Source organism: Streptomyces sp. NPDC020597 (genome assembly GCF_044335095.1).
Classification (GTDB): domain Bacteria; phylum Actinomycetota; class Actinomycetes; order Streptomycetales; family Streptomycetaceae; genus Streptomyces.
Genome location: NZ_JBIRUL010000032.1, coordinates 30508 through 52860, shown reverse-complemented (window position 1 = coordinate 52860; position 22353 = coordinate 30508). Strand labels below are relative to the sequence as shown.

Below are 22353 nucleotides of genomic sequence, written 5' to 3'. Positions count from 1 at the left end.
GCCGGCTCGGAGCGCTGATCCCAGCCGTTGTCCCAGCCGATCAACCTGTCCAGGGACGCGGGCCCGGGTCGCGTGCGTTTCGGAGGTGTCGCTGCAGGCGACCGGGCACTCGCGGCGCAGACGGGTGTACTCGGCGTACCGCTCGGGTGAGCAGAGGCCGCCACCGCGGGATCGGCCCCTCGGTCCTCCTCCGGGTACCAGTCCGGTTCAGTATGTGTCTCGGCGGTGGACGACATGGTGCGCCTCGCTCTCCGGTGGATCAGAAACACCTGGGTGGGGCCGACCAAGTCGGTCGGCCGAGCTCAGTCGGTCGGGAAGCGGCCGAAGTGGGGCTTGCGGCCCTGCAGGACCTCGGCGACGCAGCGGTTGCGCTGCCGTCCGAGGTAGGTGATCTCACTGTCGATGACGTCGCCGTCGTGCAGGAAGCGACCGTGGTGCTTGCCGTTCCCGGGCGGAGAGCCCATGAAGATGATGTCCCCGGGCGTCAGCCGGACGTGCTCGGAGGCGTACGCCACGAACTGGGCCGGGTCGAAGATCATGTCGCCGGTCGGCCAGTCCTGCATGACCTGGCCGTTGACCTTCAATGTGGTCCGGATGGTGTCGTCGAGCGTGAAGAACTGTGCGGGCACGACGAACGGCCCCGCCGGCTTGAACGCAGGCTGGTGCTTGCCCATCCAGTCGAAGCCCCAAGGGATGTCGGTGCGGCGGAACTGGTCGACTGTGCCTAGGTCGTTGACGATCGTGTAGCCGGCGATCAGCCCTGTCGCCTCGTCGGGGGTGAGGAACCGACCGGTGCCGCCGACGACGACCCCGAGTTCGAGCTCCCAGTCGGGCTCGTCGCCCAGGGCCGGCAGCACGACGTCGTCGGTCGCCCCCACGAGCGAGGAGTGCATCCCGACCCAGGCGAAGGGAATCCCCTCTCGCGACCGGCGCTCCATGAACGCGAGATTGCGCTGGAAGAACTCCTCGTCGGTCTCGCCCGCTCGGCGGTTGTGCTGGTTGAAGGCGTTCTTCGTCAGCATCTGCGCCGAATGCGTCTTGTAGTTGGCGCCGGCGCCCAGGAGGTTGGGATGGCTGAGCGGCGGCAGCGCACGCAGCTCCGCCAACGGCCGCGTCGGTCGGGAGGAGTCGATCCACACCTCCTCGAGGAACTGGAGGTTCGTCGTCCAGTCGGCGAAGACCTCGTGCAGGTCGTGGAACCGGCCAGACAGGTCGGTGACCATGCCGTCGGCGGTCACGAGGGCCGGGAAGGCACGCGTCTCGCCGGCGAAGGTACCGAGCGCGAAGGTTCCCGCGCGCAGTCCGGTCGCCGGGTCGACCGGGTGTTCCGGAGCGCGCGTGACAGGGGCGGTCTCAGTCATGGGTCACGTTTCCGTTTCGGTGACGCTGGGTCGTGCGGGACGCACGACACCTGGACGGTGGAAAGTCATGGATCACCTTTCGCCATGGGTCTGTCCGGCCGTTCCGGCGGACGACAAGGAGCCCGGAGGACGGGCCGGCCGGAGGATGATCTGATTGTGAACCGGGCCACGAGGCCTGGGATATGCTCAGCCTTGTATGCGACCCATCGACGGAACGGATGCTCGGCATCGACCGGCCGGTGCGGGTCGTTCGGCGAAGGCCTCGGAGCCGCACTGCTGTGCTGGTGGGCTCGCCGAGCCGCGCCTGTAACAGAAGCCGGGGGAGGACACCGCGGTGACGTACAACTCGACTCCAAGCCCGACGGCAGGTGGACGCACCCCAGAGCCGTCAGGCCGGATACTGCGCAACCAGGACGTGGCGACCCTGCCCGTGCTGCGTGCCCTGCTGGTCGAGCGCAACGTCACCCGGGCCGGTGAGTCCCTCGGCCTGAGCCAGCCCGCCACCAGCGCGGTGCTGGCCCGCCTTCGTCGCCGGTTCGGCGACCAGCTGCTGATCCGGGTGGGCCGGGACTACGAGCTCACGCCGCTGGCCGCCAGCCTGCTGTCACGGATCGAGTCGGCCACCGAAGCGCTGGAGCGCGTGTTCGGCGACGACTTCGACCCCGCGACGACCAACCGGCAGTTCTCCCTCGCGCTCTCCGACTACACCGTCGCCATCCTGTTCGAGGAACTCAACCGGATTCTGGGCGAGGAGGCCCCCGGCGCCGGACTCGACCTTCGCCCCCTCACCACCAGCTCCCACCTCGACGCCGACGCCCTGATCCGTCACACCGACGGGGTGGTCCTGCCGCACGAGCTGGTGCAGGGCTATCCCGGCCGGCTCCTGCTGCGCGACCGCTGGGTGTGCGTCGTGGCCGACAGCAACACCGTGATCAGCAGCGAGCCGACCCTGGCCGAACTCGCCCTCCTGCCGTGGGTGAGCCAGTTCACCCACTCCGACCCGGCCAGCTTCCCGGCGCTGCGCCACCTGCGGTCGAACGGCATTGAGCCGCACGTGGAGGTGGTGACCGACAGCTTCCTCTCGGTCCCGTTCCTGCTCGCCGGCAGCAACCGCGTCGCCTTCCTCCAGGAGAAACTCGCGCGACGCCTGGCACCCGTGGCGCCCGTGCGGATACTGCCGAGCCCGGTGGACATCGGACCTCTCAACCTGTCGCTGCGATGGCACCCGACCATGAGCGACGATCCCGGCCACCGATGGTTCCGTGATGCGCTGGGGCGTGCGGCGGAACGCGTCGCCTAGCGCATCGCCGCTCTCCCAGTCCGGCGCCGTGGGGCTGCTGCTCACAGACTCCTTCCGTGAGACGGACATGGCGGCGGCGGTGGAACGGATACTGCCGGGTCTTCCCCGACTGCGCGAGCGGGTCTGCTTCACCGGCTGGCTCGCCGAGGTCCGCGGCACCGCCCTCAGGCCCCTGCCGCGGGTAGGCCCCGGTGCGGCGGCGCAGATCCAGTACACCTCCGGGACGACCGGGACCCCCAAGGGCGCCGTCCTGCACCACCGTGGCCTCGTCACCAATGCCGCCTTCGTGGCCGCCCGCGCCGGATTCACCCGGAACGGGGTCTGGGGCAGCGCGCTGCCACTGGTCCACACCGCCGGCTGCGACCTGACGGTGCTCGGCGTGGCCACCGTCAACGGCACCCTCGTGCTCGTTCGCCGGAGTCCCGGCGATGCTCTCCGCCCTGCTGAACCACCCCTGGTTCGACTCCTATGACCTCAGCGCCTGCTCCGCCGTCCTGTCCGGCGGTGACCGGGCGCCTCCAGAACTCGTTGAGGAGACCGAGCGCCGCTTCGGCGCCCGCTTCTCCATCCTCTACGGGCAGACCGAACTCAGCCCCGCCGTCACTCAGACCAGCCCCGACGAGAGCGCCCACGACAAGCTGCACACCGCCGGCCGGCCCCTCTGGCAGGTTGAGGTCAAAATCGTCGGCCCCGCCGACGTCGATCCGCTGCCCGTGGGCGAGCCGGGGCTCTGGCCCCGTACAAGCCACCGCGCCACTGGTACCTCGCCGACACCATTCCTGCCAACGCCATGGGAAAGAGGGCAGATCAGTGACGGGAACCCGAAGCCGCTGCCCTGAGTAACCCGTCCGTCCCGCAGTGCGGGGTGCACGAGGGGATGGTCTCGTTCTCGGGCAGGCCGCTGCTCGGGCTCACCCGGCGTCGAGGTCTGGTCGGAGCATTGCCGACCGTCCCTTGCCTGACCATCGGTTGAGAGCTGCCAAGCCGGAGGACAGGTGGCTACTTCACAAAGCTCGACCGGCGAGCGTGCGGTTGCTCGCTGTGGAAGTGCGTACGCCCGCCGACCGCTCCCAGGGCCATGGGAGCGGTCGGCGGGCGTGACCGGCGCGGCCGTCGCACGGGTTACGCGGCGTTGCCCTGGGCCTGGGTGGAGATGTCGGCCCATTCCTGCCAGGTCTTCAGGCGCTCGGCGTAGACCTGGGGGACGAGGTGGAGGGGGGCGGTGCCGAAGAAGACGCGCAGGGGCGGGTTGTCGGCGTCGACGATCTTCAGCAGGGCGGGGCCGGTTGCGGCGGGGTCGCCGGACTCGACTCCACTCCAGGCGGCGGCGACGGCGGTGCGCAGGTCGTCGTAGGCCGGCAGCGGTGTGGCAAAGGTGGCGGAGGAGCCTGCCCAGTCGGTTTCGAAGCCGCCGGGCTCGACGAGGGTGACCTTGATGCCGAAGCCGGCGACCTCCTGGGCGAGGGCCTCGGTCAGGCCCTCCAGGGCCCACTTGGAGGCGTTGTAGCCGCCCAGGTTGGGGAAGGAGGTGACGCCGCCGACGGTGGAGATCTGCACGATGTGGCCGCTGTTCTGGGCGCGCAGGAGGGGCAGGGCGGCCTGGGTGACCCACAGGGCGCCGTAGAAGTTGGTCTCCATCTGACCGCGGACCTGCTGTTCCGTCAGCTCCTCGACTGCACCGAACAGTCCGTGTCCGGCGTTGTTGACGATCACGTCCAGGCGACCGAAGTGCTCGTGCGCCCGCTGGACCGCCTCGAACGCGGCGGCCTTGTCGGTGACGTCCAGTTTCAGCGGCAGGACCGCCTCACCGTGGGCGGTCATCAGATCCGCCAGGGAGTCGATGTTGCGGGCGGTGGCCGCGACCTTGTCGCCACGCTCCAGGGCCGCCTGGGCGAACTGACGGCCGAAGCCACGCGACGAGCCAGTGATGAACCAGATCTTGCTCATGGGAAAGCTCTTCTCTTCGAGCTGAAGTCTTATGGGAAGACTGTATATCGTACTGAGACTGAGTATCAAGCCGAGTCGTGGGATCGGAATCCTCGGGGACGGTAAGAGTGGCGAGGACGGCGGAGAGCCACCGAGCAGAGGCATGTGAGCGCGCAGCTGCCACAGGGGCCCCACCGGAACTCCGGTGGGGCCCCTTACGGGTCGGTCAGGACGGCGCGTGCCGGTGGGCGGCACTCGTCGCGTGGCACGCCGAATGCGGTGGCGGTCTCCTTGGTGACCTGCCGTTCGGCGCTCTGTCGTCGCCGTCCGCGCACCGTAGAACGCGGCGAGTGTGCGAGTTCGATCCCCTGCGGGACGAGGCAATGAGCTACGCGCAGCGGTTGGTACAGGCGGGGGTCACCACTGAGCTCCACCTCTGCCCGGAGACGTTCCACGGCTCCGCAGGGCTCCTCGGCACGGCAATCAGCTCGTAGGCGCGGTCGACGCGGGCGAGCAGGTCCTCACCGAAGCGCCGCCGCAACCGGGTCGGCGCCGCATTCGTCGCGGGTCGGCGCCTCACACGCACCTGGACCGCGGCTTGGCGCTGGTCCGCCGGCTGGGGTCCGGTAGGCGGCTCAGTAGGAGGATGTCGGTGGCTCGCCATCCGTCCTGTGGATTGGTGGCATACCGGTTCGGCCATTCCGCATCGGTGCGGCTGTTGTCACTATCAACGACGTCGGCGGGGCGAGCAGGCACCGAAAGCCCGGCGCGTCGTCGGCGGCCCCACCCCACCTCCTGCCGCCCGGCCGAGAGTCGCACGGCAGCCCGCCCCAGGAGAAGACGACGACGATGGTGGTATCCGAAGGGACTCCTGTGCCTCCCGCGCAGGTCGCCGCTGACGCGAGCGGGTCACAACGGCCGCGCAGCCGGCCCGCCGGGACGGCCGCGCTGGGATATGGACCGCCTGGCAACCTTCGGTCCACCCGCGGAGGGAATCCCGTACCGGACTTGGGGCGACAACTACGACGTCAACACCGTCCGGGCCGCCCCGACGGCCGCCTGTGCCGAGCACGGGATGCGGCTCCTCAGTGTTCCCGACCAGCCCGGCGAACCGGCGCGGACCGCCGCCAGCCGCCTGGGTGAGAAGCGCGTCGCGGCGGAGGCAGTCGCGGGTGTGCTGGTCGACGCCACGGCACCCGCCCAGTTCCCCAGGGGTGCGGAGCAGGTCGACGATGCCGCCGAGGGGGATGAAGCTGCCGCTCGGCTTCGTCGCCGGAAACAGCATTCACGTCGCTGTCCGCCGCTCAGTTCGGCGACGGACCGGTGCCTGAAACTCTTACATGCCGCGCCGATCCGTTCGGGCCATTCGTCGTGCCGGCGCCCTTGGCCGACCGATACGCCGTGCGGATCGTCCTACAGGTCAGCGGCGAAGTGTCGCAGGACTGGCCGCCGACGAGATGTCCTCCACTTCGCCCGGCTGGTCGCCTACTCCCGCGAGCGGGTGCGGCTGCAGGACCTCGTCCTTGAGGGTCTCCGGTCAGGAAACGGTGCCCACCACGGCGGCCTGCACACGCCAGCGCGACGCACTGCCCGACATCTCGTCGCAGCGACCCCGGCGCCCCGCCGACCACCACCCACCCAGGAGGCACCCCGTGTCCGACCAACCGCACCTCGAGACCCTGCAGCAGCGCATCGATCGCAGCGGGGGCCCGCTGGCGATGCTGCGGACCAATCCCGCCACGCACTACCCGTTCACCTACGCCCAGGAGTACACGACCTGGCACAACGAGCAGTGGGCCTGGAAGAACGCCTGCGTCCTGTTCGACCAGTCCCACCACATGACCGAGGTGCACATCACCGGGCCCGACGTGAAGCGCCTGATCAGCGACACCGGCGTCAACAGCCCGGCAACCCTCGGCCGCGACCGCGCCAAGCAGTTCGTCGCCGTCGGGCCGGACGGCCGCTACATCGGCGACTGCATCCTGTTCGGCCTCGAGGAGGACCACCTGAGCCTGGTCGGTGTCCCCCAGGCGGCCAACTGGGTGCAGTTCCAAGCTCAACAGGGCGACTACGACGTCGAGTTCAGCGTGGACCCGGCGTCGGTCCACAACCCGCTGGGCCGCCGACAGCACTACCGGTACCAGCTCAACGGCCCTCGCACCCAGGAGATCCTGGAACGCGCCGTCGGCGGCCCGATCGACCGCATCCCGTTCTTCCGCATGGGCTCCTTCGAGATCGTGGGGACCCCGGTCCGCGCCCTGAACCACACGATGGCGGGCGTGCCGGGCGAGGAGTACACCGGCCTGGAGCTCTTCGGCCCGGTGGAGCATGGCCCCCGCGTCCTGGAGACGCTGTTGTACGCCGGCGCGCAGAGCGGCCTGCGCCAGGGCGGGGCCGTGTCCTACCTGTCCTCGACGGTCGAGTCCGGGTGGATCCCCGCCGTCCCGTCCGCCGTCTACAACTCCCCGGAGACGGCCGCCTACCGGCAGCACCTGCCCGGTTTCGGGATGGAGGGCATGATCACCATCGAGGGCAGTTACGTCTCGGACGACATCCAGGACTACTACTTCTACCCCTGGGAGCTGGGCTACGGCTCCATCGTCAAGCTCGACCACGACTTCATCGGCCGCACAGCCCTCGAGCAGGCGGCCAAGGGACCCAAGCGCCTCAAGCGCTGGCTGGAGTGGGACACCGACGACGTCATGGAGGTGGTCCGGGCCGGCTTCTTCGGAGACGGTCCCCGACCCAAGCTGCTCAGCCTGCCCAACCTGAACCCCGCCACGATCTACCTGGACAGCGTGCTGCAGGGCGATCGCCTCGTGGGCCTGTCCACGTGGGGTGGCTACACCGTCAACGTCGGGCGCGTGGTGACCATCGCCATCCTCGACGAGTCCTTGACCGACGGCGACCGCGTCGAGGTTCTGTGGGGCGAGCCCGACGGCGGAGCCGGCCGGCCACTCAACGAACCCCACCACGTGCAGACCACCATCCGGGCCACGGTACGGACCCGGCCGCCGGCTCAGCACTGACGTGCCGGACCACTCCACCCGCCCATCCGAGAGGCCGACCGTGAACCGACTCCACTCCCGGCACGATGTGATCGTGCGGGCTGACCTGGTCCGGGCCGTGCGGGGTCTCGGCTACGAGGTCATCCCGTTCGCCAAGACCGAGCAGGCCGTCCGCGACCACGTCCCGACCGACGTCCCGCTCACCGTGACCGCCTCACCGGCCAAGGGACAGGACGCGACCATCGACCTGGCGGTCGCGCTCGCGGGCCACGGTTATGCCGTGTCACCGCACCTGTCGGCCCAGCAAGTGAGGGACCACCAGCACCTGGCCGGTCTCGTCGGCAGGTGCCGCGACGCCGGTATCACCGGCGTGTTCGTGGTCGGAGGCGACCGTACCGACACGACGACAGCGTTCCCCGACGCTCTGGCGCTGCTACGGGCGGTGCACGAACTGGACCACACGTTCACCGACATTGGGATCGGCGGTCACCCCGAGGGCCATCCGGTCGTATCGGAGCAGGTGCTGATGCAGGCGCTGGCGGACAAGGCGCCGCTCGCCACGCACATCACGACGCAGATCGTCTTCGATTCCCGAGCCATCCTGGCGTGGATCCAACGGGTTCGCGCCTACGACATCAAGCTGCCGGTCCACGTCGGCCTCCCCGGTGCCGTCCACCGGCAGAAGCTTTTGCGCGTCGCGGGCGGACTGGGCCTCGGGGAGTCGGCGAGGTTCCTGAAGAAGCAGCAGACCCTGCTCCGGCGCTTCTTCCTCCCCGGCGGCTATCGGCCGGACGCCTTGCTCTCGGGGCTCGCGCCCCACCTCGGGGAGGCCGACGCCGTCGCCGGGTTCCACGTCTTCACCTTCAACGATCTCGCGCCGACCGAGGCGTGGCGCCGGCGTCTTCTCTCGGACCTGACATGACCGGCGCCGCGACCAGCAATGCGCCGGCGCGTACCCACCCCGCCCATCAAACCGGAGTCGCCATGACCGCACCCACCACGTCCGCACGAACCGCGTCCGCGCCCACCACGCCCCAAGGGAGCACTTCGCCTGAGGGCGGGATCCCCGAGGACCGAGCCGACCACGGGCGTCTGCTGATCCAGTGCCCCGACCGGCCGGGCGTGGTCTCGGCAGTGAGCACGTTCCTCGCCGAGGCCGGTGCGAACATCACGAGCCTGGACCAGTTCTCGACGACTGCGGTCGGCGGCACCTTCTTCCAGCGCACCGGGTTCCATCTGCCCGGCCTGTCCGCGGCCCGGGACGAATTGGACCGTGCATTCGAAACCGGCGTCGCTCAGCGCTGGGGCATTACTCACCGCCTCACCGAGGCCGCCCGGCCCAAACGGGTGGCCATCATGGTGTCCAAGACCGACCACTGCGTGCTCGACCTGCTCTGGCGTCACCGTCGCGGCCAACTGGACATGAACGTGGTCATGGTCGTGTCCAACCACCCCGACCTCGCCGACGAGGTCCGGCCCTTCGGGGTGCCTTACATCCACGTCCCCGCCACCCGGGACAACCGCGCCGAAGCCGAGAGCCGCATCCTCGACCTGCTGCGCGGCAACGTCGACCTCGTCGTGCTGGCGCGGTACATGCAGATCATCACGCCCTCCTTCCTCGAAGCGGTCGGCTGTCCGCTGATCAACATCCACCACAGCTTCCTGCCCGCCTTCATCGGGGCCGGCCCGTATCAGAAGGCCAAGGACCGCGGTGTGAAACTGGTCGGTGCGACCGCCCACTACGTCACCGCCGATCTGGACGAGGGCCCGATCATCGACCAGGACGTCGTCCGGGTCGATCACCGCCACACCACCGCCGACCTCGTACGCCTCGGCGCCGATGTCGAGCGCGCCGTTCTCTCGCGCGCCGTGCGCGCGCACCTGGAGGACCGGCTCGCCATCCATGGCAACTCCACCATCGTCTTCTGAATCGTCTTCCAAGGGATTCTTGTGACCGCGCAGCTCATCGACGGCACCACCGTTGCCCGGCAGGTCCGTTCCGACGTCGCCTCCGGCGTTGCCGCACTCGTGGACGCCGGGGGGAATGCGCCCGGCCTGGCCACCGTCCTCATAGGCGACGACCCGGCGAGCGAGGTGTACGTCCGGAACAAGCGCCGCGCCTGTACCGCGGCCGGCATGACCGACCTGCACCGGCATCTTCCAGCCGAGACGACTCAGGATGACGCTGCCGCGCTCATCGACGAACTGGCGGCCGACCCTGCGGTCTCAGGGATCCTCCTGCAGCTGCCGACACCGGCCCACCTGGACGCCGCCGCCCTGCTCGCGCGCGTCCCGGCGCACAAGGACGTCGACGGCCTGACCACCGTGAACGCCGGACTGCTCGTCCAGGGCAGCCCCGGCCTGCGACCCTGCACTCCCTCTGGGGTGATGGCCCTGCTCGACGCCCACCGGATTCCTCTCGAGGGGGCCGAAGCCGTCGTCGTCGGCCGCAGCACCTTGGTCGGTAAGCCGATGGGCCAGCTGCTGCTGGAGAGGAACGCGACCGTCACGATCTGCCACTCACGCACCCGCGGCCTGGCCGCCGTGTGCCGCCGCGCCGACGTCCTGGTCGTGGCGGCCGGCATCCCGGGTCTCATCGGCAGCGACGCTGTCAAGCCCGGCGCCACCGTGATCGACGTCGGCATCCACCGCTCCACGGCGGGGCTGCGCGGGGACGTGGACACCGACGCGGTCGTCGGCACCGCGGCCTTCGTCACTCCCGTCCCCGGCGGCGTGGGCCCGATGACCATCGCCATGCTCCTGGCCAACACACTCATTGCCGCACGAGCACAGCAGGCGGATCGGTGTGGCCATCTTGGGGTCAGCTCCCTGCGCGGCCGGCGAGTGGACGTCCTCGGCGACGGCGCCGGCACGACGCCGTGACGAGATGGCGCGACGGGACGGCCGCGGCCACGAGACGGGCCGTGGGGTCACAGCCGACGGCGCCACCGTCCACGCCGGGTACGATCACCCGTGCTTCGGCCGGTGGCCTGCCGCCACCACGCGCCAGGTCGACGCAGGTCGCCTCGGGAGCGGGTCCTCGTCCATGTGCCCGCAGCACTGAGGGGCATCGTCGGCTCTGGGCGGCACGCGGCTGGGGACGAGCTGGAACTGCACCGCTGGGACGTGCGGGTGCTCGCCGAGGACGCGGCCGTCACCCTGGGTGAGGTGACGGTTCCCGGCACCCGACGGCCTGGTCCTCGCCTCCTCAGCCCAGCCGCGGGTCGGCATGGACCTCTTGGGCCCGGCCCGGCGTCGGCAGGACGTTCACCGGCGAGTACGGGACCGGCCTGTTCCAGGCCTGCGGTCGCGGCGACGAGCGGCCTGGCGTCGGCCGATCCGACGGCATAGGCCCGGATGGTGTCGTCGAGGCCGGGGAGACCGACAGGATGCAGACCGCCGTCACGTCCTTCAGTGCCAGCGTGCGGGTGTCGATGCTGCTGGGTTCCCCGGCCAGCCCCACGTACACGACGCGGCCGGCCGGCTCGACCAAGTCCAGTGCCAGGTCGGGTAGGTGGTGGCGTTCGATGCGTCGACGACTGCGTCGAACGGCAGGTCCGCAACGAATTCCTCCGTCCATACGTGCGCGAAGCCCAGCTCGCGGGCGAAGCCGAGCGAGCGTTGAGTGCGGCCCATGAGATGGACTTCCGTACCGGCGGCGCGGAGGCCCAGGATCAGGGCGCGGTCTCCGGGTTGCGGGGCGGTGGCCCGGGCGGCGCGCATGGCGTTGCCGCCTGGCTCCACCGGCGCGCCCAGTACGGCGTCGACGGAGTCAGGCATATGTGCAACGAGGAGGCCGGCACCGCGAGTTGCTCCGCGAGCGCGCCTGCCCGCTCGCCTCGCCGGTCAGACGCGGCGGCGAGTGAAGCGCTGGTTGGGGTTGCCGCTGTAGGTGTATTGGGAGATGCGGGCGCCGTCGGCGGTGGAGTACTCCCAGACATCCATGGCCAGGCCGGACTCCCGGTTGACGAGGCTGATCACACCACCACCGTGATCGACCACGCGCCACTGCTGGCTGGTGGCGCCGGTGTCGGCCTGCTGGACGACATCCGCGCCGGTCGCGCTGCCGGTGGGCTGGAGGAACAGGCCACTGTGCAGTGCCTTGACGCGGACGTGGCCGTTACCGGCGTCGACGAACTCGAACTGCTGGTTGGGGCGGCTGCTGGTGGTCCGTTGGACGAGTTGTGCGCCGGCGGCGGTGGAGGCCCCGTTGATCTCGGCGGCCTTGCCGCTGTGCTGGGCCAGCAGAGTGTAGAGGCCCGGGCCACCTGGGGAGTCGCCCAGCTGGGCTTCCCACCTGGTGTTGGACCCGGACGCGTCAGCGGGGAGGCGGTCCCGTGCGGCGGTGTCGCCGTACATGGTCCAGCGGGCCCAGTCGACGACGGTCCTCGGGAAGCGCTGGTCGCTCCAGAAGCTGGTGTGGCTGCCGCCGACGAAGGTGAGGAACGCCTTGGGCCAGGTGATCTCCGTGTACGCCTGCCGGGCCGAGGAGTACGACGTGGTCGAGTCCCGGTCGCCGTGGACGAACAGGACCTTGGCCGAGACCGAGGCGGCGGGGTTGCCCATGTCCACGCAGGACTGCGGGTTGGCGGAGACGATCCGGCTGTCGGGCCAGGAGGTCAGCAGACCGTGGGTGACCATGCCGCCCAGGGAGTGGCCCGAGACGCCGACGCCTATGCCGGTGTTGAGGTGCCCGGCCAGCGGTCCGCTCGCGTTGAGCGCGAGGGTGTTGGTGAGGATCTGCGAGACGTCCTTGGAGGTGTTGCCGTTGTTGACGTCGGTGAAGTTGTGGTTGAAGTGCGGGGCGGGGACGACGAAGCCCGCCGAGGCCAGGGCCCGGATGATGAACAGGGAGTTCTGCGGGCTGCTTCCGTAGCCGTGGGTGAAGTTGTATACGGGGAAGACCCCGCTTGCGACCGGGGCGTCCGTCACCGGGCTGCCGCCGGCCGTGCCGGTGGCCGGGTAGTAGACATAGGTGGTGCACGGGCGACCGCCGCGGGTCCAGTTGTACCGGCGCACGCCGACCGCGAAGGGCGTGGTCGGCGCGGTGTCCAGCGGTCCGGCGGCGGCCGGTGCCTGTCCTGCCCCCAGCAGGGACAGGCCCACGCCCGTCGCTCCTGCCGCGCTCATGGCGAGGAAGGTACGTCGTCGCAGGGTCATGGTGACTCCTTGGGTGCGGGGATGGGTGGGGGGTTCGGCGTTCGGCTGGTCCCGTTGCCGGGTGCGTCCCACTGGCGGCGGAGGCCGACAGGGTCGACGGGGTGCACGGCGCAACAGCGGGTGTGGGTGCTCCTGTCACCCGCGAGGGGCGGCGCGAGCGGGCGTGCGGCGGGTCGGGCCCACCGGATGCGGGGACGAGGGCGGCCCGTTCCGGTCGAACACGGCCTGGTTCTTCCGGGCAGGCTATGAGGTGGTCACGTCGTGTTCGCCGTGTCCGGGCATGACGTCGATGACCGCCGTGACCGGTCCTGTGCCGGTCGTCCCGGTGACTGTCACCTCACCGGGCCTGTCGGTCGCGCCGGGTGGCAACGGCTGCCAGCGGACCGGGACATCGGTGATCTTGTTGGTGGCGGTGGTGAGCATGCGGACGGAGGAGGGCAGCTTCGGGGCGGCTCCCACCACGGTGGAGGTGTGGACGGTGTCCTGGAGGATGTGCTTGGCGCGGCTGGCGTTGAAGACGTTGATGGACGCGTGCGGCTCCCATGTGTTCGCCAGTCCGGGCACGGCCCGGAACATCGGCTGGTAACCGGCCGGCTCCCACACCAGCGCCCCTGAACCCCGGTTGCCGACCACGTCGTTGGCGGCTTGGAACACCCTCCGGATCGCGTCCGCCTGCCCCTGAACGGTCCGCGAGTACGGCGAGTTGGGCAACGGTGAGCCGTCGCCGCCCGACGCGGGGTAGGCGGTTTCCGCGATGTCGATTTCGTAGCCGGGGTAGGTGGTGGCCATGGTGTTCAGGTTGAGATCCAGCGCCTCGGGCGTACCGTGCCATTCCGGGTAGTACGAGAGGGCCAGGACATCGGGGTTCTGGCCCTTCGCCTTCACCCGGGTGAGGAACTGGTGCCAGAACTCCATGGTTCTGGCGAGCTTGTCCCTGTCGACGATCACGTGTATCTCGACCTTGGATGTCGGTGAGGCGTCCCGGACGGCCTTGATCCCGGCCGCGGCCAGTGTGGTGAACCGGTCCCACGACTGGTCGTAGAGCTGCCGCTCCACCGGGTCGGTCGACCGCCAGTACTTCCACAGCAGGCCACCACCGGGCTGGGACTGGTAGATGTCGGCCTGGTCGACGAAGTACGGCGGGTTCGTCGTGCCGATGCGGGCCGCCTCGCTGCCGTACATGAAGCCATTGATGATCTCGTTGCCGACGGCCACCTTCTCCGGCGTGGTGCCCTGCCGGATCAACCGCTTCAGATAGCCGGCGGTGAAGTCGTACACCTTCTGGGACAGGTCCGCGAACTCCAGCTCGGCCCAGGCGCGTGGTTTTGGTTGCTTGCTCGGATCCGCCCACGAGTCCGCGTAGTGGAAGTCGATCCCCAGGCCCATGCCCCGCTGCTTGATCCACTTGGCTGAGGCCAATGAGCGCTCCGGGCCCTGGCGCGGTACCGGCGTCGGTCGGCCGGTGCTCTCGCTGCGCGGCTCGTTGAATATCCGTAACCGGCTGTACTCGATGCCACGGTCCTTGGCCACGTCGAGCAGGTGTGGCCCGGCGCCGCGGTTCTCGGCCACGGGGTCGACCCAGTACTGCTGGTCCTGGACGTCGTCTATCCAGGACAGATCGGCGCCGAGGGTGAGGTCGTCGCGCAGGTAGTTGAAGACCTGGAGCTCGCTGACACCTGCCCGGGCCTGGGCAGGGCCACCTGTGAACGTCAGCCGGACGAAGCGCGTGCCCGGCCGGGTGAACAGGTGTACTTCCCCTCGCGACACGGCTCGGTCGTGGGACCTGTCGGCGATGGTCTTCCACCGGCGACCGTCGGACGAGGCCTCGATGACGTACCGGTGGGCCACTCCACGGTCCGGGAATAGCACCGTGACCTTGCGCAGGTTGTCGTAGGTGCCACCGAGGTCGACGGTGAGCCACTGACGGACGCCGGCACGATCCGGGTGCCAGGACGTCGCCGGGTCGCCGTCGGTGGCCAGACGGGCGTTGGACGAGCCGGTGGCGGCCGTCGCCGAGGCCCAGGGCTTGGCGGCGATATTGCTCTCGATCGGCTTGATGTCCGCGGTTCCGAAGGTCGCGTGGGCCTGCTCGGGCACCATGAGTACCATGGTGACCAACGTCGTCGTGACCGCGATGGCGCGGGGCAGACGCTTGCTGCTCATGTCCTTCTCCTGACGATGTGACGTACGTGCGGCATGGGCTGTTCCGTACGCTCTGCCGGTCCAGAAGACCGGCAGAGCACGGGATGTCAGCCGGCCGCGGCACCGACATCGAGGTAGTCGACGTTGGGCAGTCCGGCTGCCGTGGTCGGATCCAACCGGATGGTGTTGCTGCCGGCGTTCAGCGAGACGGTCACGGTCTTGGTCGTCCACGTCGTCCACGCACCGGTGGCCTCGAACGAAACCGTCCCCACCGTGGATCCGTTGACGACCAGGTTCGCCGGCCTCGCACCGCTGGTGGCGCCATTGGCGAACCGGATCCCCAGCGTCACTGTTCGGGCGGTCTCCGAGTTCACGGTGAACTCCGCGAAGGCCCCCGCGGCAGCATTTCCGTTGCAGAACCCGCTACCGGAATAGCCCGCCTGGTTCGAGTCGATCGTGCCCTGGCACTGCGCCGGAGCTGTCTCCGCCTCGTAACGCCCCGGAGGCGGTGGGGTGCCGGCAGAGGTCTTGACGAGTGAGAGCTGGTCGACGGTGACGCCGCCCGAACCCGACGCCCGCACGGTGACGGTGGCGGCCCCGCCGGGCAGTTCGATACCGGTGATCTCGCGTTTGGCCCAGCCGCTCGACGACGGGATGCCGAGGGCGCGTTGGCTGCCGTCGGTGCCGGTGATCACGACCTGTCCGGCGCTGCCCCGAGCGTGCAGTGACAGGGCGTAGGTGCCTGCGGGCACCGACTCGATCCGCTGCTCGACGCCGCCGCTGTTGCTCACCTGGAGGGCGAAGCGAGACCCGTTCACGCCACCGTTGACGTTGGTCACCGAACCGCCGAGGTTCCGCCATCCCCGAACACTGGAGACGATGACGCGGTCAGCCTGGATGTCCGGGTTGAGGATGTAGTTGTTCGCCGGCCCGACGCGCCACTCCCCGGTCGTGGCGTTGAACTGCCACTGGCCCACCGAGTGGAACTGCGGCCGTGCGCCGGTCTTGGTGATCGGCACCCACTGGTTGTACCCGATGCCGTTCCAGGCGAAGTCGGCCCAGCGGTCGCCGGCGTAGAGCACCGTGTTCTGCTTGGTGCCCTTGACCGTCACGAAGAACCCGGTCTGGGTCACGTGGCTGTAGTCCATCTCGGTGCCGGCAAGGACGTATTCGCTGCTGTACGAGCCCTGGACGTTGCTGCCGGTCGACTCATTGACGTAGTTGACAGAGGTGTTCCAGCCGTGGAGGTCCGACGCCGCGTGGTAGTACCTGCCGTCGAGCCTGAACATCGCGTTGCCCTCGCGACCGGCACCGCTGCGGATCTGCACGGCCGGCTCGATCCGCAGCGAGTCGGACTCCCTGAACTTGGCCACGAAGCCGCGCGACCGTCCCTCGCGGTTGGAGAAGATCAGGTAGTCCTTGCCGTCGTCGTCGGTGAAGACGGTCTGATCTCCGGTGCCGGTCGTGGGCGAGTTGGTGATCTGGGTCTGGAAGTAGCCGTAGTCGAAGGTGTCGGTGGGGGAGTCACCCTGGAGCAACAGGACCCCGTGCCCGCCTCCGACATAGGCCTGGGTGGCGAGCACGTACTTGCCGGTGTTCTCGTTGTACGAGACCCCGAGGCGCCCGACCCACCCTGCCTGACCGAGGGTGGCGCCGTTCTGGATCCTGGTCGAGCGCGTCGCGACGTTGTTCTCGAACTTCCAGTTCACCAGGTCCTTCGAGGAGTACACGGGGACCGAGACGAAGCTGACGTTGCCGTCGTACTTCTTCGTCGGATTGGCCCGGTAGAGCTCGGCGCCGGTGTAGTGCACGCCGTACCAGTAGTAGGTGTCACCGAACTTGAAGACCCCACCGCCCTGCGAATAAATGGGGTTGCCGCTGGTGTCGTTCCAGAAGGTGTTGTTCGTGACGGTCTGGAACGTCCCCTCGTCGGCGGCCTGCAGATCGGCGGCGGCGGTCATCAGTGCCGTCTTCGCGTCGGCGACATCCGACGCGGTGGCCGAGGAGTCGTCGGCGACCTCGGCCGCGGCGGTCAACGCCTTTGCGAAGGGCTTCCAGGAGTCAGCCGTGTACTTCGTAGGAGTGCGCGTCCGGTAGTCGGACACCAGGTACTCGAGGCCGCGATCCGCCACCGGCCCAGCAGCCGCCCGCTGGTCCTGGAGCTCCGTTGCCTGTCTCTGCGGCGCGGGTGTCTCCGCCGCGGCGGTGCCAGCCGAGAGGGGCGCCGCCAACACCACGGACAACAGCGCGGCGGCGGCCGACTTCCAGTACTTCGAGACGACATGCGATCTCTGCTTCACGGGGTCACCTTCCGTCGTTCTCGAAGGCGCCGAGATCCGGCGCACTTCCGCTGAAGGGCAGTCCCACGTCGGTGCCCTTGTCGATCAGGGCACTGTTCGCCGCGAGACGTAGGTGGGGCAGCACGGGCAGGGTCCCGTCGGCCTGGCGGGGCGCGTCCCAGTCGGACGTCGACACACTCCGGAACTGGGAGTCCGACAGGGGGATGCCGAGGTTCCAGGAGTTGTACGCGGCGTTCGTGCCGCTCATGTTCGACGTCGCCGTTCCCGTGTAGGCGATGTTGTTGCGCAGGGTGCCCCGGCCGACGGCGGCACCGCGCGAGTCGATTCCCAGCATGTTGAAGTTGGGGTGGTTTCCGTAGCCGGTGTTGTTGAGGTAGTCGTTGGCCACCGGGTGGTGGTTGGCGTAGAAGCCGGCTGCCTTGTTGAGGAACGCCACCGAGGAGCGGACGGTGTGCTTCGGCGCGTTGGCCTCGTAGTCGCCCCCGAAGCCGCCGGACTTGAAGCCCGCCCCGTTGCCGGCGGACGTCGTCGTCCCCGGCACGTACCCGTTGCGCCAGGCCCACGAGTTCTCGATGATCACGGAAGAGTGGGTGGAGATGAGGTCGAAACCGTCATCGGCGTTCCACCACGATCGGCAACCCCGGAACACATTCGTGGGCCGGCCGGCTGGCGTGTAGTGCGAACCGAACCCGTCGGCGTTCTCGCCGGGCCCGTCGTTGCTCCGCAGGTCGTAGTTGTCATGCGCGTCGGAGTTGAGGACGAGGTTGCCGCCCCCGCCGCTGATGAACAGGCCGGTACCCATGTGGTGGTGGGTGTTGATCTGCTCGAAGACGTCGTTGCTGCCGGAGACCCAGATCCCCCAGGATTCAGCGTTGCGGTTGTTGTTCTGGGGGACGCCCTTGACTTCCAGTCCTTTGAGGTGGATCCAGCTGCCGGTGACGTCGAAGCCCTTGATGCGGCAGTTGTCCGTCATCCGCGAGAAGTCGAAGACCGGTTTCTCCCCCGGCTGGGCCCAGTAGCGGATCGGGTTGCCCGAGCTGCCGCTCTTGTTGAGGGTGATCGCGTCGACCTTGGCTGTCTGGCTCGAACAGGCGCTGTTCGCGCGGGCGTAGGCGTAGGTGCCGCCCCGGAAGTAGACCGTGTCGCCCGCTGTGACGACGACCTGCGCACGGGCGATCGTTGCCCACGGAGCGGCCTGCGTACCTGCCGCTCCGTCGTTTCCGTTGGGGGCGACGTAGTAGGTGTTTCCGGCCGCCGCGGCGCTCGCGGCCGCCGAGCCGGGGGACATGGCGACGGAACTCGCCGTGACCACCGAGAGCAGGAGGGCAGGGGTGCCGAACTTCGCGGTTCTCACAGCGTCATCTCCCGAGTCAGGTGTCTGCCCGTGCGGCATTGGGGCTCGTGTCTGCCAGACGTACTCATCGCAGGCGAAAGCTGCTTTTCGAAGGGCGGGGACAGGCGCGTTTCTCTTCAGAACCTCATGGCGTCGGCGGCTAGGTTGGCGATGAAGCCGCGCGAGCCGATCAGGAAGACCCCGACCGGTGGGATCACTGACATGAACGCTCCGGCGGCTGACCCTCGACTGGTCGGTGGTGCAGACGCCGTTCATCGGCGACGGAGACGAACGGCGCCAGGCAGTCGAACCGGCCCACCGGATCGACTGCGACCTCGGTCCGCGACAGCGCCGTCGGTGAGGCCACCCGGGAACCGACCGGTCCCGGTTCGCGCCCACCGCCACGTGCTACCTGAGATACGCGGCGAGGGGGAGGTTCTGGCGGCGCACGTCACCGGCGACGAGCCCTGCGACCCGCTGGGCGCCGTAGGTGTCGAAGTGGGTGTGGTCGTTGCAGAAGAAGGTGCCCAGGGGACCGCTGCCCCCGTAGTCGCCGTTGTTCGGGCAGAAGCGCAGGCTGTTGTAGAGCGAGACACTGAGCGTCTGCAGGTCGACGACGGGGGCCCTGGTGGCGGACCCGGCGGCGAAGGTCTCGGCCACGAAGCCGCGGTTCTTGGTCGCTGTGCCGCCGGAGCAGGTGATGGCGGCCACCGGGGTGAGCAGCACCGGGTGCGCGCCCCGGGCCAGGGCGGCCTGCGCCATCATGGTCATCAGCTGTTGGTACCTGGTGGGGCCGACGTGACGGGGGCAGGTCGAGGAGGAGTCGTTGATGCCGAACTGGATGAACAGGTAGTCACCTGCCTTCATTCCGGTGCTCGAGTTCAGCATCGCCTGCCAGCGGGACGAGTACGAGGTGGACGTGAGGCGGCACTCACCGTCGGAGCCCTTGGTGCTGCTCACGTTCCCCTCGTACAGCCAGGTCTGGATACTCCGGCCTCCCACGGCCTGGTTCTTGACGGTCACGTCACTGTTGAACAGTGCGTCGAACTGGCTGCCCCAGCCGACCGGACAACGGCCGGAACTCGGGTTGGCCATGGTGGAGTCGCCGGCCAGCCACACGGTGACCGGTGCGGCGACCGTCCGTGCGGCCGAGGCCGCCTGGGCCTGGGAGGCGCTGGTGCAGTTCGTGTGGATGCGGTCCCCCGCGGATGCGGCGCTGACACCGAGGCTCGACAAGGCGATCATGAGCGCGGTCGTGATGAGAATCCGTAAGTTCCTCAACGGGTCCCTCCTTGAGACTGGCGCCGGACGTCGGTCAGCGCAGGTACGTGGCCAGGGGCAGGCGCTGCTCGCGGATGCTCTGGAGCACCAGCCCGCCCATCCGGCTCGCGCCGTACTGCGAGAAGTGGGTGTTGTCCGTGACACCGTCGACGGAGGAGCGCAGGAAGAGCTGCGCGGAGGCAGAGGGGCCGAGGGACTCGACCAGCGTCTTGCTCTTGGTGGTCAGATCGATCACCGGAACCCTCTGGGCCGTCCCGACCGAGCGCATCTCGGCGGGCAGATTCACGCCGACGCCGTTGACGTGCAGGGCCGTTGACGTGAGCCGGCTGCCGTCGAACAGCCGGCGGACCGGCGGGGTCACCAGGACCGGGACGCCGCCCTTCGCGCGGACCTGCGTGATCATGGAGGTGAGGTTGCTCCGGAAAGCCGACGCGCTGGTCTGCTTGTCGTTGTGGCCGAACTGGATGAAGACCGCGTCGTTCGCCTTGACCTTCGACAACAGCGCCGGGAAGAGCGCCGAGTTTCTCAAAAAGCTGCCCGAACTCTCTCCCGAGTCGGCGTAGTTGGCGACCGACGCTCCGGGCCCCACCGTCGGCGTGATCATCTGGCCCCATCCCGTGTACGGGGCCACGGGCTGGTCGCACACGGTCGAGTCACCGGCCAGGTAGGCGACCAGCGGCTGTGCCGCCGGTTTCACGGAGACGGCCGACAGCTGCGGGCTGGACCCCGCGAACCGGATGTCCAGACCGGGGTTCCCGGTGCCGCCCTGGCCGGTCGGCTGCCCCTCCGGCTGCCGCACGTTGACCGTGAACGAGTACGTGGCGTTGGCACCGGTCGCCGTTTTCGTCGCCGGAAGCATCAAGCGCCGGGCCTCCACCCACACGTCGGTCTCGGCGGCAGTGGCACCGCCGATGGAGACCGTCACGTCGTAGTTGCCGGGTGAGACCGCGTAGTGACACTTGATCGGCGCGGTGCCGGAACAACCGGTCGGCAGCGCCCGCGTGGCGGCCTCGGCATGCGCCACACCGGTGCCGACCAACGTCGCAAGGGTCAGCAGACCCACCACTCCCAGCCTGACCCCGTGCCCTTCGAGATGAGATGTCATGCCCATTACAATCACTAATCCCCATCCTGAACCGGAGAGTTGCCCGCGTTGAGGTCCGTGGCCCGTCGCTCAGGCCTGGGTGAATCCGTTCATGATCGCTGTGGGCCGTTTGCTGGAGGAATCCCAGGCGCCCATGTTGTAGCCGGTGAACGGGGACATGCACTCCGGCTCCCAGTAGAAGATGCCCTGCCCGCCGTTGGCCTTGAGGGCCTTGATGTAGGCGACCAGCGAGGCCTGGGTGGCGGACACCCGGTCCACCCGGCCACCGAACTCGCTCTGCAGGAACGGTTTGCCGTAGGCGGCGGAGATCTTCTTCATGTTCGCCACGATCCCGGGGGCGAGGTCGGCACTGCCGTAGGACGAGAACACCGACATGTCCCACTTGCCGCCGCTCGCCGCGAAGCGGCCGAAGAACGTCGTCATCACGTCGTACTTCTGCGGCTGGGCCAGGTGGATGCACACCGTCGAGTTTGGCGACACCGCCTTGACCTGGTCGTATGCGGCGTTGAGCAGTCCGGTCATCTGCGCCCCGTTGGAGACGCTGCCGACGGGGCGGCAGATTCCGCTGTTGATCTCGTTGCCGATCTGGACCCAGGTGGGGAGCACGTCGTTGCTCCTCATGACCGTCATGGTCTGCTTCACGTACGTGCCCAGCGCGGTGCGCATCTGGCTGTAGCCCATGTTCCGCCAGGCCGCGGGCGGGTTCTGCACGCCGACGGAGTTCCAGGTGTCGCCGAACATGTAGTCGAGCATGATGGACATGCCGGCGGCCTTGACGCGCTTGGCGAAGGCGGCGACCTCGTTGATGCCGCAGTGCCCGTTGGCCGGGTCGTTGGACGGGTTGACGAAGGTGCGCAGGCGTACGGCGGTGATGCCGTAGCCCATGAGGATCGTCAGCAGGTCCTGGGTTTGCCCGCTCGCGTTCTTCCAGGAGTAGCCGCGAGCCTCCATCTGAGGTGCCCAGCTGATGTCGACGCCCTTGACGAAGCTCGCGGCGCCCTCGGCAGGGGTCTCGAGTTCGGCGAACGCGGCGGCCGTGGCGAGCGCCCCGGCGGTCGCGGTGGTGGCCCTGAGCAAGGTTCGCCGGCTGATGCGCCCGGCAGCTGGTGTGGGGGGTTGCGGGGACATGGTGGTCCTTTCCTTCCGTCGGCGGTGGGTGAGATGTCACGGTCGGCGGAGAGCGGGTCAGTGAGAGGAGATTCCAGGGAGCGAGGCGCGTGATGGGGGCAACTGACGCTCAAACTCGCGGAGTTGGTGCAGCGCGTGCGATCCAGTCGATGTGGCCTCCTTCGGTGTGGCGACAACTGAGGCAGGACTGTTGCGAGTGGCACGTGTCGGAGACGGCGGCCTTGGCATGCCGTGGACACTCCTCGAGGTCGGAGCTGTGAGCGATCACAGAGGTGTGGGCGACGCAGGTGCGGAATCGCATCACAATGA

Annotated in this window: 15 protein-coding genes and 2 pseudogenes; 7 read left to right on the top strand and 10 right to left on the bottom strand. The window is 68.9% G+C overall.

Annotated features, from left to right (window positions below; translation table 11 throughout):
* Positions 1–302: 302 nt before the first annotated feature.
* A complete protein-coding gene (locus ACH4ZA_RS34480) occupies positions 303–1361 on the bottom strand; it encodes a fumarylacetoacetate hydrolase family protein (protein WP_398433172.1) in 1059 nt (352 codons plus the stop codon).
* A gap of 415 nt (positions 1362–1776) precedes the next feature.
* Between ACH4ZA_RS34480 and ACH4ZA_RS34475 the strand changes: the two genes are divergently transcribed.
* Positions 1777–2661: a LysR family transcriptional regulator gene (locus ACH4ZA_RS34475; protein WP_398433196.1), complete on the top strand. Its 885-nt coding sequence runs from the start codon at positions 1777–1779 to the stop codon at positions 2659–2661.
* Positions 2627–3500: pseudogene (locus ACH4ZA_RS34470) on the top strand (AMP-binding protein). The gene ACH4ZA_RS34475 and the pseudogene ACH4ZA_RS34470 overlap by 35 nt, the downstream one beginning before the upstream one ends.
* A 283-nt stretch (positions 3501–3783) precedes the next feature.
* Here ACH4ZA_RS34470 and ACH4ZA_RS34465 read toward each other — a convergent pair.
* Entirely contained in the window at positions 3784–4608 is an 825-nt protein-coding gene (locus tag ACH4ZA_RS34465) for an SDR family oxidoreductase (protein ID WP_398433171.1), read from the bottom strand.
* 77 nt (positions 4609–4685) lie between these two features.
* Here ACH4ZA_RS34465 and ACH4ZA_RS34460 point away from each other — a divergent pair, with 77 nt between their 5' ends.
* The 5 genes from ACH4ZA_RS34460 (at position 4686) to folD (ending at position 10478) form a co-directional block, all read left to right on the top strand.
* Entirely contained in the window at positions 4686–5081 is a 396-nt protein-coding gene (locus ACH4ZA_RS34460; protein WP_398433170.1) for an alpha/beta hydrolase fold domain-containing protein, read from the top strand.
* A gap of 1158 nt (positions 5082–6239) precedes the next feature.
* Positions 6240–7616: an aminomethyl transferase family protein gene (locus tag ACH4ZA_RS34455; RefSeq protein ID WP_398433169.1), complete on the top strand. Its 1377-nt coding sequence runs from the start codon at positions 6240–6242 to the stop codon at positions 7614–7616.
* Between the two features lie 73 nt (positions 7617–7689).
* On the top strand, positions 7690–8517 hold the full coding sequence (locus tag ACH4ZA_RS34450; protein ID WP_398433168.1) for a methylenetetrahydrofolate reductase: 828 nt from the start codon (positions 7690–7692) through the stop codon (positions 8515–8517).
* A 62-nt stretch (positions 8518–8579) separates the two neighbouring features.
* On the top strand, positions 8580–9524 hold the full coding sequence (gene purU / locus ACH4ZA_RS34445) for a formyltetrahydrofolate deformylase (RefSeq protein ID WP_398433167.1): 945 nt from the start codon (positions 8580–8582) through the stop codon (positions 9522–9524).
* A 21-nt stretch (positions 9525–9545) separates the two neighbouring features.
* Positions 9546–10478 carry a bifunctional methylenetetrahydrofolate dehydrogenase/methenyltetrahydrofolate cyclohydrolase FolD gene (folD, locus tag ACH4ZA_RS34440; RefSeq protein ID WP_398433166.1) on the top strand — a complete coding sequence of 311 codons (933 nt, stop codon included), beginning with the start codon at positions 9546–9548 and terminating at the stop codon, positions 10476–10478.
* Between the two features lie 325 nt (positions 10479–10803).
* On the opposite strand, the pseudogene ACH4ZA_RS34435 reads toward folD, so the two are convergent.
* From ACH4ZA_RS34435 to ACH4ZA_RS34400, 8 genes and pseudogenes are all read right to left on the bottom strand, one after another.
* A pseudogene (locus ACH4ZA_RS34435) lies at positions 10804–11437 on the bottom strand (zinc-binding dehydrogenase); the annotation flags it as partial.
* A gap of 4 nt (positions 11438–11441) precedes the next feature.
* Positions 11442–12755, bottom strand: a complete 1314-nt coding sequence (locus ACH4ZA_RS34430) for an RICIN domain-containing protein (RefSeq protein WP_398433165.1) — start codon at positions 12753–12755, stop codon at positions 11442–11444.
* Between the two features lie 243 nt (positions 12756–12998).
* On the bottom strand, positions 12999–14918 hold the full coding sequence (locus ACH4ZA_RS34425; RefSeq protein WP_398433164.1) for a glycosyl hydrolase 53 family protein: 1920 nt from the start codon (positions 14916–14918) through the stop codon (positions 12999–13001).
* 86 nt (positions 14919–15004) lie between these two features.
* Positions 15005–17197, bottom strand: a complete 2193-nt coding sequence (locus tag ACH4ZA_RS34420) for a family 43 glycosylhydrolase (RefSeq protein WP_398433163.1) — start codon at positions 17195–17197, stop codon at positions 15005–15007.
* Positions 17198–17201: 4 nt separating this feature from the next.
* On the bottom strand, positions 17202–18551 hold the full coding sequence (locus ACH4ZA_RS34415; RefSeq protein ID WP_398433162.1) for a right-handed parallel beta-helix repeat-containing protein: 1350 nt from the start codon (positions 18549–18551) through the stop codon (positions 17202–17204).
* Positions 18552–18938: 387 nt separating this feature from the next.
* The gene (locus ACH4ZA_RS34410) at positions 18939–19811 is read right to left on the bottom strand and encodes an SGNH/GDSL hydrolase family protein (protein ID WP_398433161.1); all 873 of its coding nucleotides are present in this window, start codon (positions 19809–19811) and stop codon (positions 18939–18941) included.
* A 34-nt stretch (positions 19812–19845) separates the two neighbouring features.
* On the bottom strand, positions 19846–20916 hold the full coding sequence (locus ACH4ZA_RS34405) for a rhamnogalacturonan acetylesterase (RefSeq protein ID WP_398433160.1): 1071 nt from the start codon (positions 20914–20916) through the stop codon (positions 19846–19848).
* A gap of 69 nt (positions 20917–20985) precedes the next feature.
* On the bottom strand, positions 20986–22044 hold the full coding sequence (locus ACH4ZA_RS34400; RefSeq protein ID WP_398433159.1) for a glycosyl hydrolase 53 family protein: 1059 nt from the start codon (positions 22042–22044) through the stop codon (positions 20986–20988).
* Positions 22045–22353 lie beyond the last annotated feature (309 nt).